General features: G+C 62.5%; 12 protein-coding genes. 7 read left to right on the top strand and 5 right to left on the bottom strand.

Annotation, left to right across the window (positions count from 1 at the left end):
- Positions 1 to 34: 34 nt before the first annotated feature.
- From gshA to NAV32_RS07925, 3 genes are all read right to left on the bottom strand, one after another.
- Positions 35 to 1,618: a glutamate--cysteine ligase gene (gshA, locus tag NAV32_RS07935; protein ID WP_256052262.1), complete on the bottom strand. Its 1,584-nt coding sequence runs from the start codon at positions 1,616 to 1,618 to the stop codon at positions 35 to 37.
- Between the two features lie 110 nt (positions 1,619 to 1,728).
- The gene (locus tag NAV32_RS07930) at positions 1,729 to 2,118 is read right to left on the bottom strand and encodes a PaaI family thioesterase (RefSeq protein WP_256052261.1); all 390 of its coding nucleotides are present in this window, start codon (positions 2,116 to 2,118) and stop codon (positions 1,729 to 1,731) included.
- Between the two features lie 2 nt (positions 2,119 to 2,120).
- Positions 2,121 to 4,433, bottom strand: coding sequence for a Tex family protein (locus NAV32_RS07925; RefSeq protein ID WP_256052260.1), 2,313 nt, complete (start codon positions 4,431 to 4,433; stop codon positions 2,121 to 2,123).
- Positions 4,434 to 4,661: 228 nt separating this feature from the next.
- On the opposite strand from NAV32_RS07925, the gene ompR reads away from it, so the two are divergent.
- Together ompR and NAV32_RS07915 are read left to right on the top strand one after the other, a co-directional pair.
- On the top strand, positions 4,662 to 5,396 hold the full coding sequence (gene ompR, locus NAV32_RS07920) for a two-component system response regulator OmpR (protein ID WP_256052259.1): 735 nt from the start codon (positions 4,662 to 4,664) through the stop codon (positions 5,394 to 5,396).
- Positions 5,397 to 5,482: 86 nt separating this feature from the next.
- On the top strand, positions 5,483 to 6,805 hold the full coding sequence (locus NAV32_RS07915; RefSeq protein ID WP_256052258.1) for an ATP-binding protein: 1,323 nt from the start codon (positions 5,483 to 5,485) through the stop codon (positions 6,803 to 6,805).
- An 11-nt stretch (positions 6,806 to 6,816) separates the two neighbouring features.
- Here the strand turns inward: NAV32_RS07915 and rimK are convergent, their stop codons facing one another.
- Positions 6,817 to 7,722 (bottom strand): 30S ribosomal protein S6--L-glutamate ligase, encoded by a 906-nt coding sequence (gene rimK, locus NAV32_RS07910; protein WP_256052257.1) that lies wholly within the window; start codon positions 7,720 to 7,722, stop codon positions 6,817 to 6,819.
- The gene (locus NAV32_RS07905; protein ID WP_423836421.1) at positions 7,719 to 8,213 is read right to left on the bottom strand and encodes an ATP-dependent zinc protease; all 495 of its coding nucleotides are present in this window, start codon (positions 8,211 to 8,213) and stop codon (positions 7,719 to 7,721) included. The genes rimK and NAV32_RS07905 overlap by 4 nt, the downstream gene beginning before the upstream one ends.
- A gap of 73 nt (positions 8,214 to 8,286) precedes the next feature.
- On the opposite strand from NAV32_RS07905, the gene NAV32_RS07900 reads away from it, so the two are divergent.
- From NAV32_RS07900 to NAV32_RS07880, 5 genes are all read left to right on the top strand, one after another.
- A complete protein-coding gene (locus tag NAV32_RS07900) occupies positions 8,287 to 8,682 on the top strand; it encodes an RNA-binding S4 domain-containing protein (RefSeq protein ID WP_256052255.1) in 396 nt (131 codons plus the stop codon).
- A gap of 136 nt (positions 8,683 to 8,818) precedes the next feature.
- Positions 8,819 to 9,712: an Hsp33 family molecular chaperone HslO gene (gene hslO / locus NAV32_RS07895; protein WP_256052254.1), complete on the top strand. Its 894-nt coding sequence runs from the start codon at positions 8,819 to 8,821 to the stop codon at positions 9,710 to 9,712.
- Between the two features lie 143 nt (positions 9,713 to 9,855).
- The gene (locus NAV32_RS07890) at positions 9,856 to 11,397 is read left to right on the top strand and encodes a phosphoenolpyruvate carboxykinase (RefSeq protein WP_256052253.1); all 1,542 of its coding nucleotides are present in this window, start codon (positions 9,856 to 9,858) and stop codon (positions 11,395 to 11,397) included.
- A 163-nt stretch (positions 11,398 to 11,560) separates the two neighbouring features.
- Positions 11,561 to 12,163, top strand: coding sequence for a nitroreductase family protein (locus NAV32_RS07885; RefSeq protein WP_256052252.1), 603 nt, complete (start codon positions 11,561 to 11,563; stop codon positions 12,161 to 12,163).
- Between the two features lie 104 nt (positions 12,164 to 12,267).
- The gene (locus NAV32_RS07880; RefSeq protein WP_256052251.1) at positions 12,268 to 14,214 is read left to right on the top strand and encodes a RecQ family ATP-dependent DNA helicase; all 1,947 of its coding nucleotides are present in this window, start codon (positions 12,268 to 12,270) and stop codon (positions 14,212 to 14,214) included.
- Positions 14,215 to 14,219 lie beyond the last annotated feature (5 nt).

The raw sequence follows: 14,219 nt of genomic DNA, 5'->3' as shown, positions 1-14,219 counted from the left end.
ACCGAATTTATTCGGCCCTACGCGTCTGCCGCGCTCAGCTGCCGATGGCCAGCAGGCTCGCCTGATAGGCCGCAACGAACTGGTCGAAATCCAGTTCCTGCTGAGCCTCCAGCTCGGCCTGTTCGTTGAGCGATTTTTTCGCAGCAGTTTCGAACCAGGCTAGCTCGGTAGCGCTCAGCGGCTGGCTGTGAAAAAACTCGGCATGGGCTTGAGTCTGGCGCAGGGCGAACTGGCTGAAACTTTCCCCGCTGCGTTTGAGCTCGTCGAGTAAGCGCGCGGAGGGTGTCAGACGGCTGTCGGCTACCTTGGCCTGTTGCTCCACCAGTGCCTGGACGTGCGCATCACCGCCATGGCTGCGGTCCAGCAGCGCGGCGACCTGGCCGATCCTGTCGAGCAGCTCTTCTGCCCATGTCTGCAGCCCTATCTGCTCGCCACAACGTTGCAATTCAAGACCCGGCTTGCGCCCTTCGTTAACCACCTTCAGGAAGTTGTCGCTGCTGGCGCTGCACTCGCCTGCGGCCAGGCAGGGGCTTTCCTCCAATGCGCAGAAGAGCAAGAAGGCATCCAGAAAGCGCGCTTCTGCAAGGTCGATGCCCAGCGGCAGGAAAGGATTGATATCCAGGCAGCGGACTTCGATGTACTGGATGCCACGAGCGCGCAGCGCCTGCAGCGGACGTTCGCCCGTTTCGGTGACGCGCTTGGGGCGGATGTTGGAGTAGTACTCGTTTTCGATCTGCAGGACATTGGTGTTGAGCTGCAGCCAGTTGCCGTCGGCGTCCCGGGTGCCCATCGCGGCATAGGCCGGATACGGCGTCGACACGGCCTTGTGCAGGCTGTCGGTATAACTGGACAGATTGTCGTAGCAGGGCGTCAGGCCGGCCTGGGCGTTGCTCTGGTAGCCCAGGTCGCTCATGCGCAGGCTGGTGGCCCAGGGCAGGTAGAGGGTGTCTTCGTCCAACTGTTCGAGTTGGTGCGAACGCCCGCGCATGAAGCTGGCATCCAGTGCCGGGGAAGCGCCGAACAGGTACATCAGCAGCCAGCTGTAGCGGCGGAAGTTGCGAATCAGCGCGATATAACGCGAAGACTGGTAGTCCTGTCGGCTGCGCGGGTCGCCGTCGTCGGTCTGCAGCAGCGACCACAGCGCTTCGGGCAGCGAGAAGTTGTAATGGATGCCGGCGATGCACTGCATGGTCTTGCCGTAGCGCAGCGCCAGACCCTGGCGATAGACATACTTGAGCCGACCGATATTCGAGCTGCCGTATTCGGCAATGGGAATCTCTGCCTCTTCGGGCAGAGGACCCGGCATCGAGGGGCTCCAGAGAAACTCATCACCCAGCTTGCTGTAGGTATAACGATGAATCCTGTCCAGCTCGGCCAGCGTCTGCTGCGGATCGGTTTCGGTGCCGGTAATGAACTCCAGCAGCGCCTCGGAATAATCGGTGGTGATCTTCGGGTGGGTCAGTGCCGACCCAAGTGCCTGCGGGTGCGGCGTCAGCGCCAGCTTGCCGCGGCTGTCGATACGCAGGCATTCACGCTCGATTCCGTGCAGGCATTGGGCGAGCAGCGAAAGGTTCGGGGGCTCGGCCAGCAACGCCAGGCGGTGGGAGAAATCGCTCAAGTTCGGGTTCCTTCACGCATCAGTCGGCCCAATATGGGGCGGGGAGCGGCAAGCTTCAAGCTGCAGGCATCAAGAAGAAGCATGCACGGCTTTCGCTTGCGGTTTGTCGCTTACAGGCAGGCAAAGGTCGACTGTGCCTTGGCGATCAGTTTGTCGCCTTGATGAACCTCAGCTTCGAGCACCTGGGTGCGACGCCCGCCATGCACGACCCAGGCCCGGCACAGCAGTTCGCCTTCGGTCACCGGGCGAATGTAGTTGACCTTGCATTCCAGGGTCACGCTGTTCGGCAGACCGCCGTTGAGGCTGTGGCTGGCCTGGCCCATGGCGGTATCGATCAGCGAGAACAGCGCGCCGCCATGCAGCTTGCCGTGCAGGTTGCGCAGCCCGTCGTGCATGGTCAGACCGAGAACGGCCTCGCCATGCTCGACGCGGTGAATCTCCAGGCCGAGCAGGCGTGCGAAGGCGCTGGAATTGCCCGCCGCCTCGACTTGAATACTCATCTTCACTTCCTCAGGTTCTTGGCATTGGCAAACAGCGCCGCCATGGCATTGTTGGCCGGCGCGGGCTTTTCCTGTGGCGCATGACGTTCGCTGCGCGGTGCATTGCCGCGTGGCTTGCCGCCGCGAGGGCCTTCGGCCTTCTCGCCGGGCGTGTCGCTCATGCGCATGGACAGGCCGACGCGCTGGCGCGGGATGTCCACTTCCATGACCTTGACCTTGACGATGTCACCCGCCTTGACCACTTCGTAGGGATCTTTGACGAACTTCTCCGACAGTGCGCTGATATGCACCAGGCCATCCTGATGCACGCCGATGTCGACGAACGCGCCGAAGTTGGTCACGTTGGTCACCACGCCTTCGAGCACCATGCCCGGTGTCAGGTCGCTGAGCTTTTCCACACCGTCCTGGAATTCGGCAGTCTTGAACTCGGGGCGCGGGTCGCGGCCTGGCTTTTCCAGTTCCTGCAGAATGTCGCTGACGGTCACCAGGCCGAAGCTCTCATCGGTGAACTGCTTGGGATCGAGGCGCTTGAGGAAGGTCGAATCGCCGATCAGCGAGCGGATATCGCGACCGGTGTCCTGGGCAATGCGTTTGACCAGCGGGTAGGTCTCCGGGTGGACAGCCGAGGCGTCCAGTGGGTTGCTGCCATTCATCACGCGCAGGAAGCCGGCGGCCTGCTCGAAGGTTTTGTCGCCCAGGCGCGGCACCTTCTTCAGCTCGCTACGGGCCTTGAATGCGCCGTTGGCGTCGCGGTAGGCAACGATGTTTTGCGCCAGGGTGGTGTTCAGGCCGGAGATACGCGCCAGCAGCGCTACCGAGGCCGTGTTGACGTCGACGCCCACGGCGTTCACGCAATCCTCGACTACGGCATCCAGCGAGCGCGCCAGCTTGAGCTGGGAAACGTCGTGCTGGTACTGGCCGACGCCAATGGCCTTCGGATCGATCTTCACCAGCTCGGCCAGCGGGTCCTGCAGGCGACGGGCGATGGATACGGCGCCGCGGATCGAAACGTCCAGATCCGGGAATTCCTTGGCTGCGAGCTCCGAGGCAGAATACACCGAGGCGCCGGCCTCGGAGACCATCACCTTGGTCAACTTCAGGCCAGGCACCTGTTTGATCAGGTCCGCGGCCAGCCTGTCGCTCTCACGGCTGGCGGTGCCGTTGCCGATGGCGATCAGGTCGACTGCGTGCTTGGCGCAGAGCCTGGCCAGCACGGCCAGGGTGCCGTCCCAATCGTTGCGCGGTGCGTGTGGATAGACGGTGGCGGTGTCCAGCAGTTTGCCCGTGGCATCGACCACTGCCACCTTGCAGCCGGTACGCAGGCCCGGATCGAGGCCAAGGGTCGCGCGTGGACCGGCCGGTGCGGCCAACAGCAGGTCGTGCATGTTGCGGGCGAACACACCGATGGCGTCGTCCTCGGCCTTGTCGCGCAGCTCGCCGAGCAGATCGGTTTCCAGGTGGGTGTAGAGCTTCACCTTCCAGGTCCAGCGCACCACTTCGCCGAGCCACTTGTCGGCAGCGCGGTTCTGGTTGGCGATGCCGAAGCGCTCGCCGATCATCACTTCGCCTGGGTGCATGGCGCCCGGGGTTTCATCACCGACCTTCAGGCTTACGCTGAGCACACCTTCGTTGCGTCCGCGGAATATCGCCAGCGCACGGTGCGATGGCGTGCTCTTGAGCGGCTCGTCATGCTCGAAGTAGTCGCTGAACTTGGCGCCTTCGGCTTCCTTGCCCGGCACCACGCGGGCGCTGAGCGTTGCGTTGTGGGTGAGGAAGTCACGCAGCTTGGCCAGCAGGTTGGCGTCTTCGGCGAAGCGCTCCATAAGGATGTATTTGGCGCCTTCGAGCACGGCCTTGGTGTCGGCGAAGCCCTTCTCGGCATCGACGAAGCGTGCGGCTTCGGTCTCGGGCGTCAGTGTCGGGTCGGCGAAGAGCGCATCGGCTAGCTCGCCGAGGCCAGCTTCCAGGGCGATCTGGCCCTTGGTGCGACGTTTCTGCTTGTACGGCAGGTAGAGATCTTCGAGGCGGGTCTTGGTCTCGGCCAGGTTGATCTCGCGGGCAAGTTCGGGGGTCAGCTTGCCCTGTTCCTCGATGCTGGAGAGGATCGAGGCGCGGCGCTCGTCCAGCTCGCGCAGGTAGCGCAGACGTTCTTCGAGGTTGCGCAGCTGGGTGTCGTCGAGGCTGCCGGTGACTTCCTTGCGGTAACGGGCGATGAAGGGCACGGTAGAGCCTTCATCGAGCAGCGCCACGGCGGCGGCGACCTGTTGCGGGCGCACGCCCAGTTCGTTGGCAATGCGGGAATTGATGCTGTCCATGAACCTACCTGGGTCAGTCAAACCATGCAGGCCGTGCCTGCGCGAAAGGGCGGGATTATAAGGGCAGCCGGAAGCCTGGGGCTGGAAGCTGAAAGAAAAAGCGGCACAGGTAATGGATCGGAATTTATCCGCCATCGCGCTTGGCCCGCAAAATCTGCTAACAATGGCCGCCAATCGCCTTGTCATTGGCAAGCGCATAATGTGGCGTCGATAAATCGGGGAGTTTCCATGAGTAGCACTGCGTCAGCCAGCGAAGGTGAAAAGATCCTCATCGTCGATGACGATGCCCGTCTGCGGCGTTTGCTTGAACGCTTTCTCGATGAGCAGGGATATCGTGTCCGTACCGTGGAAAGCGCCGAGCAGATGGATCGTCTGCTCAGCCGCGAGCTGTTCCACCTGGTGGTACTGGACCTGATGATGCCCGGTGAGGACGGCCTGTCGGCCTGCCACCGCCTGCGTGAAAGCGGCAATCAGATTCCGATCATCATGCTTACCGCCAAGGGTGACGAGGCCAGTCGTATCCAGGGGCTGGAGCAGGGGGCCGACGATTACCTGGCCAAGCCTTTCAATCCGCGTGAATTGTTGGCGCGGATACGTGCCGTGTTGCGCCGCCAGGCGCCACAGGTGCCGGGCGCACCGGGCAGTGAAGACGAGACGGTGACCTTCGGTGACTACGAGCTGTTCCTCGGCACCCGCGAGCTGAAGAAGGGCGACGAAGTGCATATGCTCACCACCGGTGAGTTCGCAGTGCTCAAGGCGCTGGTGCAGCACGCCCGTGAACCCCTGACCCGCGACAAGCTGATGAACCTTGCCCGTGGTCGTGAATGGGACGCCCTGGAGCGCTCCATCGATGTGCAGATCTCGCGTCTGCGCCGCCTGATCGAACCCGATCCGTCCAAGCCGCGCTATATCCAGACGGTCTGGGGCGTGGGCTACGTTTTCGTGCCAGACGGCAACAAGTGAAGCGGCCAGCAACACGTCGCCATCGGCAAGCGATGATGACGTGGGGAGCTTTTGCCTGCAGCATGAAGCCTGAGGTCTGCAGCTAGATGAAAGCCCCGCTCTGGTTCCCGCAAAGTTTCTTCGCCCGCACCCTGTGGATGGTGCTGATCGTCGTCCTGTTCTCCAAGGTACTGATGCTGGTGTACCTGATGATGAATGAAGACGTGATGGTCGATCGTCAGTACAGCCACGGTGCGGCATTGACCCTGCGTGCCTACTGGGCAGCGGACGAGGAAAACCGCGAGCGTATCGCCACGGCTGCCGGCCTGCTGCGCGTGCCGCCCGAGGAGGTACCGCCCAGCGAATACCACTGGCCCTACACGGAAATCTTTCAGCGGCAGATGCAGGCCGAGCTCGGCATCGACACCGATGTGCGGGTGCGTATCCAGCCACAGACGGCGATATGGGTGCGCGCCCCGAAACTCGGGCCGGACTGGCTGCAAGTGCCGCTGTATGCCTATCCCTTGCGCGGCCAGCGGATCTGGAGCGTGTTGGGCTGGTTCCTCGGGATCGGTCTGCTCTCCACCGCTGCCGCCTGGATCTTCGTCAGTCAGCTCAACCTGCCGCTCAAGCGTCTGGTCTACGCCGCCCGGCAGATCGGCAAGGGGCGCAGCGTGCGCCTGCCGGTCAGCGACACGCCGAGCGAGATGACCGAGGTCTATCGGGCCTTCAACCAGATGGCCGAGGACGTCGAGCAGGCCGGGCGTGAGCGCGAACTGATGCTTGCCGGGGTTTCCCACGATCTGCGTACGCCGCTGACGCGCCTGCGTTTGTCACTGGAACTGATGTCCAGTGACGATGAGCTGACCGATGACATGATCCGCGATGTCGAGGACATGGACGCCATCCTCGATCAGTTCCTCGCCTTCGTGCGTGATGGCAGCGACGAGCCGGTGGAGAGCATCGACCTCGGTGAGCTGGTGTGCGAAGTGGTGGCGCCCTACAACCAGTACGGGGAAACCGTGCGCCTGTGCGTGGAGCCGATGCCGGAACTGGCGCTGCGGCGGGTGTCGATCAAGCGCCTGTTGGTCAACCTGATCGAGAATGCCCTGCGTTACGGCGGGCATGGAGTCGAAGTGGCGGCTTTCGTTTCGGGCGAGCGCCAGGCGCCCTATGTGGTGTTGAGCGTGCTTGACCGGGGTGCCGGGATCAATCCGGATGAGCTGGGCGAGATCTTCAATCCCTTCATCCGCGGCGACCGCGCTCGCGGTGGGCAGGGTACCGGGCTGGGGCTGGCCATCGTCAAGCGCATCGCCGCCCAGCATGGCGGCACCATCGAGCTGCGCAATCGTGCCGGCGGAGGGCTGGAAGCTCGCGTCAGCCTGCCTTTGGGGCTGTTGTTGCCGCGAGGTGCTGCCGAGGCGTCATAGGTCGGGTTGGTCTAGCCTTTGCCCTTGGTTCTGGTCAAATGCGGGCCGGCGTTCTTCTCCAGATACTGGATGATCAGCCCGGCCACGTCCTTGCCAGTGGTTTCCTCGATGCCGGCCAGGCCGGGTGAGGAATTCACTTCCATCACCAGCGGGCCGTGGTTGGAGCGCAGGATGTCCACGCCGGCGACGCTCAGGCCCATGACCTTGGCGGCGCGAATGGCGGTCATGCGTTCTTCCGGGGTGATCTTGATCAGGCTGGCCGTGCCACCACGGTGCAGGTTGGAGCGGAATTCACCCGGCTTGGCCTGACGCTTCATCGCCGCGATGACCTTGTCGCCCACCACGAAGCAGCGGATGTCCGCGCCCCCGGCTTCCTTGATGTATTCCTGCACCATGATGTCCTGCTTGAGACCCATGAAGGCCTCGATCACCGATTCGGCCGCTGTCGCCGTTTCGCACATGACCACGCCGATGCCCTGGGTGCCTTCGAGCACCTTGATCACCAGCGGCGCGCCGTTGACCATCTGGATCAGGTCGGCGATGTCATCGGGCGAGTGCGCAAAGCCGGTCACTGGCAGGCCGATGCCCCGGCGCGACAGCAGTTGCAGCGAGCGCAGCTTGTCCCGCGAGCGGGCGATTGCGACCGACTCGTTGAGCGGAAATACGCCCATCATCTCGAACTGACGCAGTACCGCGCAGCCGTAAAAAGTCACCGACGCGCCGATCCGTGGAATCACCGCGTCGAAGCCTTCCAGCGGCTTGCCCCGGTAGTGGATCTGCGGCTTGTGGCTGGCGATGTTCATGTAGGCGCGCAGGGTGTCGATTACCACGACCTCATGGCCACGCTGCTGGCCGGCCTCCACCAGTCGGCGAGTCGAATACAGGCGGGGATTGCGCGACAGCACGGCGATTTTCATTGGGCACCGGGAAAAGTAAGGGTTTGGGGTTTTTGTTGCACATAGGTCAGCGCCGGATCGATCAGCCATTTGCCATCCATCAGCGCCCTGGAGCCCAATAGCAGGCGATAGCGCATGGTCTTGCGGCAGGTCAGGGTGAATTCGACCGGCCACAGGTGATCGCCCAGCGCCAGCAGTGTGCGCACTACATAGCGGGTCTGGGTATGGCCATTGGAGCTCTTGATCAACTTGCGCGTCACCAGCGGTGCTTCGCAGCGGTGTCGGCGCTGCACTTGCGTACCCAGGTGGGCGGTGAAGCGCACCCAGCGTTGACCGTCGCGGTCGAATTCGCTGATCTCGGTGGCGTGTAGCGCCGAAGTGCTGGCGCCTGTGTCGATCTTCGCGCGCAGACCGACCACGCCGAGTTCGGGCAGTGCAATCCATTCGCGCAATCCGATGACGGTGTGTGGGTCGGGAGTATCCAAGGCGAGTATCCAGTAGGGTTGCGCCATTCTAGATGGGGTGCATGACAAGCGCATCTATCTGTACGAACCTATGACCCAACATGGCAGGCAGAGTTGAACGATGAGCGAAAAAGATGACGGCAAATTCCGTCTGGACAAGTGGCTGTGGGCTGCACGCTTCTTCAAGACCCGGGCGCTGGCCAAGGCCGCCATCGAAGGCGGCAAGGTGCACTGTCGGGGTGAGCGCTGCAAACCGGGCAAGGAGCCGAGGGTCGGTGAGGAGCTGGTGATCCGCGCCGGTTTTGACGAGCGCACCGTGGTGGTCCGCGCCCTGTCCGCCGTGCGCAAGGGCGCGCCGGAAGCGCAACTGCTATACGAAGAAACAGCCGACAGCCTGATCCGCCGTGAGCAGGCAGCGGCGCAGCGCAAGGCCGGAGCGCTGGGTGTGGAAACCGACGGCAGGCCGAGCAAGAAGCAGCGCCGCGACCTGCAGCGCTTTCGTGCGGACCAGCAATGAACTGCAGCGGTTGGATGGGCGCCACTTTCAACCTAGAATGCGGTCCCTTCTCTCGTGGGTCACCAAGGCTTGCGTAACTCGCCAAGTTCCGCTGCCCGCTACGGCTCCCGTTCTTCAATCTGGTCTGGTCCTACTCATGCTCGATTCCGATTACACCCAGCGTTTTCTCTTCGATGACACCGATGTGCGTGGCGAGTGGGTCGGGCTTGAGCGCAGCTATGCCGAAGTGCTGGCCAAGCACGACTACCCGGAGCCGGTTGCCCAGTTGCTGGGGGAACTGCTGGCCGCTGCGGCATTGCTGGTCGGTACCCTTAAATTCGACGGGCTGATGGTGCTGCAGGCGCGCTCCAGCGGGCCGGTGCCGCTGCTGATGGTTGAGTGCTCCAGTGAGCGAGAGGTGCGTGGCATTGCGCGCTACCACGCCGACCAGTTGACCCCGGGCGCCACCTTTGGCGAGTTGATGCCCGAGGGGATGCTGGCGATGACCGTCGACCCGACCAATGGTCAGCGATATCAGGGCATTGTGGCGCTGGATGGCGTCACCCTGGCGGACAGTCTGTCCAATTACTTCGCTTCATCCGAGCAGTTGCCGACGCGCTTCTGGCTTAACGCCGATGGCCGTCGCGCCTGCGGCCTGCTGTTGCAGCAACTGCCTGCCGATCGCATCCGCGATAGCGAAGAGCGCGAAGCCAGCTGGCAGCATCTGCGAACCCTGGCCGACACGCTGTCGGCTGAAGAACTGCTGGGTCTGGATACCCAGACTGTGCTGCACCGGCTCTATCACGATGAGTCGGTGCGCCTGTTCGAACCGCGTCCGATCACCTTCCGCTGCAGCTGCTCACGCGAGCGCTCGGCCAAGGCCGTAATCAGCCTGGGTCAGACGGATGCTGAACAGCTGTTGCGCGAGCAGGGTGATGCGATCACCATCGACTGCCAGTTCTGCAACCACAGTTATCGCTTCGATGCAGCGGATATCGCACAGTTGTTTGCCGGCGCGGGTGTCGAAGGACCGTCAGGCACACGGCATTAGGCTCTGAACCTTTTTGCCATCACGCGCTCATACCCAGCACCGCGCCTTTTCTGTCATAATCGCGCCCACTTTTTTCGGTGTAGTCCGCTGTTTGGTGGGCTACAACAGCATGGAGGAATCGGCCCAGAGCCGACGGGAAACTCATGACGCAAGCCACCAACGCCGTGTACATCGATATCAGCGCCGCTCAACTGGTTGAACAAGCCATCCAGCGCGGCGAAGGCCAACTGGCCGCCAATGGCGCGCTGGTCGTCAGGACTGGGCATCGTACCGGTCGCTCTCCCGTTGACCGTTTCATCGTCGAAGAGCCAGGCAGCCAGAACAATATTGCCTGGGGTCCGATCAATCGCCCGTTCCCGGCGGAGAAGTTCGATGCGCTCTGGGACCGTGTCGAAACCTTCAACCAGGCCCAGGATCACTTCGTTTCCCATGTCCATGTAGGCTCTTCCGAGTCCCACTACCTGCCCATCAAGATGACCACTGCCACGGCCTGGCAGAACCTCTTCGGTCGTCAGCTGTTCATCAATCCAGAGCAGTACAATCAGGCAGGCAAGGGCGAGTGGCAGGTGCTCAACGTTGCCAACTTCGAGTGCGTCCCAGAGCGTGACGGCACCAACTCCGATGGCTGCGTGATCATCAACTTCGCTGCCAGAAAAGTGCTGATCGCCGGCATGCGTTACGCCGGTGAAATGAAGAAGGCCATGTTCTCGGTGCAGAACTATCTGCTGCCAGAAGCTGACGTGCTGCCGATGCACTGCGCTGCAAACATCGGTGAAGAAGGCGACGTCACGCTGTTCTTCGGCCTGTCCGGAACCGGCAAGACCACCCTGTCGGCCGATGAATCCCGCTACCTGATCGGCGATGACGAGCACGGCTGGGGCACCGGCGTGGTGTTCAACATCGAAGGCGGCTGCTACGCCAAGTGCATCGACCTCTCGGAGAAGAACGAGCCGGTCATCTGGAAGGCGATCAAGTTCGGCAGCGTGCTGGAGAACGTGGTTCTCGACGACAACCATGTACCGGATTACGCCGATGCAAGCCTGACCCAGAACAGCCGCGCCGCCTACCCCCTGGAGCACGTCGAGAAGCGTTCCGAGAAGAACCTCGGCGGTGAGCCGAACGCGGTGATCTTCCTGACCTGCGACCTGACCGGCGTACTGCCGCCGGTGTCGATCCTCAACGAAGAGCAGGCGGCCTATCACTTCCTCTCCGGTTATACCGCGCTGGTCGGTTCCACCGAGATGGGTTCGGGCAGTGGCATCAAGTCGACCTTCTCTACCTGCTTCGGCGCGCCGTTCTTCCCGCGTCCGGCCGGTGTCTACGCCGAGCTGCTGATCAAGCGCATCCAGGCCTTCGGCTCCAAGGTCTATCTGGTCAACACCGGCTGGACCGGCGGCGGCTACGGCGTCGGCAAGCGCTTCAATATCCCGACTACCCGTGCGGTGATCGCGGCGATTCAGGGTGGCACTCTGGTCGGTGCGCCTACCGAGCATCTGCCGATCATCAACCTGGACGTGCCGACCTCGGTTCCGGGCGTCGATACCCAGCTGCTCAACCCGCGCAACACCTGGGCAGACGCCAGCGCCTATGACGAAGCGGCCAAGCTGCTGGCTGAGAAGTTCATCGAAAACTTCAAGAAGTTCGATGTCTCCGACGCCATCAAGGCGGCTGGTCCGCAGCTCTAACGCCGTAGCGTTACCGAAAAGCCGCCTTCTGGCGGCTTTTTTGTGGCTGGCTGTCGTTGCATGGATCGATAAAGTAGATGGTTTGCATCAACAAAGGCCCATGGATTTGAGTGGGGTGGGGGCATAGCATGGCGCTCTTGTTCAACTCAGTGGAGTCCACCTCATGCATATCGAAGAAGCCATTCAGAGCCGTCGCGCGGTCAAGGCCTACGACAGCAGTTTCCAGCTCAGCCGCGAGGAGAAGGATGACTTGCTGCGCCTGGCACTGTTGGCACCTTCGGCGTTCAATCTGCAGCACGTGCGGATGCTGGAAGTGGTCGACCCGGCCCTGCGTGCGCAGATCCGCGAGGTGGGCTGGAACCAGGCGCAGATGACCGATGCCTCGATGCTGGTGGTGTTCTGTGCCCAGGTCGACAGCTGGGAGAAGAACGCCCGGCGCGTCTGGGAAGGCACGCCTGCGGAAGTGCAGGACTACATGGCTGGCGCCATCGACAACTACTACCGCGACAAGCCGCAGGTACAGCGTGACGAAACCATGCGCAGCTGCGGCCTGATGGCACAGACACTGATGCTCGCAGCACGCGGCAAGGGCCTGGACTCCTGCCCCATGGACGGCTTCGATTTCGAGGCGGTGGGCAAGCTGATCGGCCTGCCGGAGAATCATGTGATCGCGATGATGGTCGCGGTGGGCAAGCGCACCGTCGATCCCAAGCCCCGCGTCGGCAAACTGCCGTTCGAGGAGGTGGTCATCCGCGACCGTTTCTGACTCGCCTGAATCATGCTCCCTTGGTGGGCCGTGTAACCCGGTCCACCATGCGGTGTCTTTCCATTTACCCACCTCGGGCTACCCGGTCAAAGGAGTGACTCAGCATGATCGAGCAGACACTTGCCCAGACGTTCGGCTATGACGGTTTTCGTCCTGGCCAGGAACAAGCCATTCGCACCGTGGTGGCTGGCCGCTCGGCGGCAGCGATCTTTCCCACCGGCTCCGGCAAATCGCTGTGCTACCAGTTGCCGGCGCTGCATCTGCCGCACCTGACCCTGGTGGTTTCGCCATTGCTGGCGCTGATGCAGGATCAGTTGGCCTTTCTGCATCGCCATGGCATCGCGGCGGCCAGCATCGACTCGGCGCAGAGCCGCGAGCAGGCCAGCGACACCATGAGCCGCGCCAAGTCCGGCGAGCTCAAGATTCTGATGATTTCCGTCGAGCGCCTGAAGAACGAGCGTTTCCGCCATTTCATCAGCCAGGTGCCGATTTCATTGCTGGTGGTGGATGAGGCGCATTGCATTTCCGAGTGGGGCCACAATTTCCGCCCGGACTACCTCAAGCTCCCCGACTATCAGCGCCAGTTCAAGATTCCCCAAGTGTTGTTGCTGACCGCCACGGCGACGCCGCCGGTGATTGCCGACATGCAGGCCAAATTCGCCATTGCGGCTGAGGATGTGGTCACCACCGGCTTCTACCGATCCAACCTCAATCTGTTGGTGGAGCCGGTCAGCGGTTTCGACAAGCAGCGCCGGCTGGTGGAGTGGCTGGCCGATAAGGCGGCACAGCCCACCATCGTCTACGTCACCCAGCAGAAGACTGCCGAGCAGGTTGCCGAGCACCTGGCGCAGCACGGATTTCCGGCCAGCGCCTATCACGCCGGCATGGCCCACGAGCTGCGCGAAGCCATCCAGCGGCGCTTCATGGCGGGCGAACTGAACTGCATCGTCGCCACCATCGCCTTTGGCATGGGCATCGACAAGGCCGATATCCGCAATGTGCTGCACTTCGACCTGCCCAAGTCGGTAGAGAACTACAGCCAGGAAATAGGCCGGGCCGGACGCGACGGTCAGCCTTCCGACTGCCTGGTGCTGGCCAACCGCGACAGCCTCAACGTGCTGCAGAATTTCGTCTACGGCGACACGCCGGAGCGCGTCGGTATCCGCCATGTGCTGGATGAGCTGGCGAGCGTTGGCCCGGGCGGTCAGTGGGAGCTGATGCTCAATCGGCTTTCCGAACAGAGCAATATCCGTCAACTGCCGCTGAAAACCCTGCTGGTGCAGCTTGAACTCAAAGGCATCATCGCGCCGCGTTTTGCTTATTTCGCCGAGTATCGTTTCAAGTACCTCCTGGAGCCGGAAGCCCTGTCCGCGCGCTTCGAGGGCGAACGGCGGCAGTTTGTCGAAGCCATTGTGCAGACTTCTGCACGGGCACGAACCTGGTGCACGCTGGATTTCGATGTGCTCTACCAGCAGCACGGCGCCGATCGGGCACGGGTGGTCAAGGCGCTGGATTACTTCCAGGAAAAGGGCTGGATCGAACTTGAGAGCAAGCAGATGACCGAGGTCTATGCGCTGCTCGATTCGAACTTCGATACAGACGCGCTGAGTGCCGAGCTGCACGCCTACTTCAAGCAGCATGAAACCAGTGAAATCACCCGCATAGACAACATGCTCGCGCTGTTCGAGTCGCGCGAATGCCTCAGTTGGCGGTTGGCCGACTACTTCGGTGATCATCAGGCGCCGCGGCGTTGCGGGCATTGTTCGGTCTGCCAGGGGCATGTCGCGCAACTGCCGGCGCCACCGCAACTGGCGCCGCTGGCCGGGATCGACGTCGCTGCCCGCTGTGCCGAGTTCAACCAGCGCTATGGGCAGTTGACCAATAGCGAGCCCGGCGTCGAGTGCCTGACACGTTTTCTCTGTGGCATCAGCGTGCCGCTGTTCACCCGACTCAAGGCGCGCGGCACACCAGGTTTCGCTTCCCTGGAAGCTTATCCCTATGCCGAAGTGCGTGAGCACGTCGCACGTTCGCAGCGGCCCCAGCCTGAATAAGCGGA

The organism is Stutzerimonas stutzeri (assembly GCF_024448695.1).
GTDB classification, from domain to species: Bacteria; Pseudomonadota; Gammaproteobacteria; order Pseudomonadales; family Pseudomonadaceae; genus Stutzerimonas; species Stutzerimonas stutzeri_T.
The sequence above is the reverse complement of the archived record's forward strand: the minus strand, read 5'-3'. Positions and strand labels throughout refer to the sequence as shown.

Excerpts from the sequence above, each read along its gene's own strand:
- NAV32_RS07915 (WP_256052258.1), top strand. The coding sequence starts at position 5,483 with ATGAAAGCCCCGCTCTGGTTCCCGCAAAGTTTCTTCGCCCGCACCCTG.
- NAV32_RS07925 (WP_256052260.1), bottom strand. The coding sequence starts at position 4,433 with ATGGACAGCATCAATTCCCGCATTGCCAACGAACTGGGCGTGCGCCCG.
- NAV32_RS07905 (WP_423836421.1), bottom strand. The coding sequence starts at position 8,213 with ATGGCGCAACCCTACTGGATACTCGCCTTGGATACTCCCGACCCACAC.
- NAV32_RS07900 (WP_256052255.1), top strand. The coding sequence starts at position 8,287 with ATGAGCGAAAAAGATGACGGCAAATTCCGTCTGGACAAGTGGCTGTGG.
- NAV32_RS07880 (WP_256052251.1), top strand. The coding sequence starts at position 12,268 with ATGATCGAGCAGACACTTGCCCAGACGTTCGGCTATGACGGTTTTCGT.
- NAV32_RS07885 (WP_256052252.1), top strand. The coding sequence starts at position 11,561 with ATGCATATCGAAGAAGCCATTCAGAGCCGTCGCGCGGTCAAGGCCTAC.
- ompR (WP_256052259.1), top strand. The coding sequence starts at position 4,662 with ATGAGTAGCACTGCGTCAGCCAGCGAAGGTGAAAAGATCCTCATCGTC.
- NAV32_RS07890 (WP_256052253.1), top strand. The coding sequence starts at position 9,856 with ATGACGCAAGCCACCAACGCCGTGTACATCGATATCAGCGCCGCTCAA.
- rimK (WP_256052257.1), bottom strand. The coding sequence starts at position 7,722 with ATGAAAATCGCCGTGCTGTCGCGCAATCCCCGCCTGTATTCGACTCGC.
- NAV32_RS07930 (WP_256052261.1), bottom strand. The coding sequence starts at position 2,118 with ATGAGTATTCAAGTCGAGGCGGCGGGCAATTCCAGCGCCTTCGCACGC.
- hslO (WP_256052254.1), top strand. The coding sequence starts at position 8,819 with ATGCTCGATTCCGATTACACCCAGCGTTTTCTCTTCGATGACACCGAT.